The organism is [Flexibacter] sp. ATCC 35208 (genome assembly GCF_001975825.1).
In the GTDB taxonomy this organism is placed as follows: Bacteria; Bacteroidota; Bacteroidia; order Chitinophagales; family Chitinophagaceae; genus Chitinophaga.
The window spans coordinates 1-569 of sequence record NZ_MTKN01000242.1 but is presented as its reverse complement, the minus strand read 5'-3'; the positions used below and the strand labels follow the sequence as shown (position 1 = coordinate 569).

1 rRNA gene is annotated in these 569 nt (G+C 36.9%); it reads left to right on the top strand.

From position 1 onward, the window contains the following. Nucleotides 1–473 precede the first annotated feature (473 nt). A 16S ribosomal RNA gene (locus BW716_RS35295) occupies nt 474–569 on the top strand; the annotation flags it as partial.

The window sequence follows — 569 nt, the reverse complement described above, 5'->3', positions numbered from 1 at the left end:
GTTCCGGAGTTTTTTTATCCCTTCTTAGGATACCACACCACACATCTCTACCGCTACTACGGTAAAAAAAAAGTCTGGTAATTTTTTGTTGAAAGCAAGCAGGATTGTATCTTTGCAATCCGTTCTAAAAAACGGATAAGTAGTTCTTTTTTTCATGCAAATATTGAGAAGTCACTCTTCTAAAAAAAGAGGAAAATACTTCAAAAATAATTTGGAGATAATGAAAAAATCGCTACCTTTGCAATCCCAAAACAAACAAAAAAGTTCTTAAAAAGATAATAATAAGCTAAGATGTAGGAACCGCAAGGGTTCACACGGATCGGATCTGTAACATCAACAATTTCTTAGGAATAAGAAAAAGCTCTTTGAAAGATTGGAAACAACAGCATAATAAACACAGGTAATTGTTTAAGCGAAAACATTAGATAATTCGTCTGATTTCGAGAGAAATTAGCCGGTATCAAAACTTCTTTACAATGGAGAGTTTGATCCTGGCTCAGGATGAACGCTAGCGGCAGGCCTAATACATGCAAGTCGAGGGGCAGCACGGGTAGCAATACTGGGTGGCG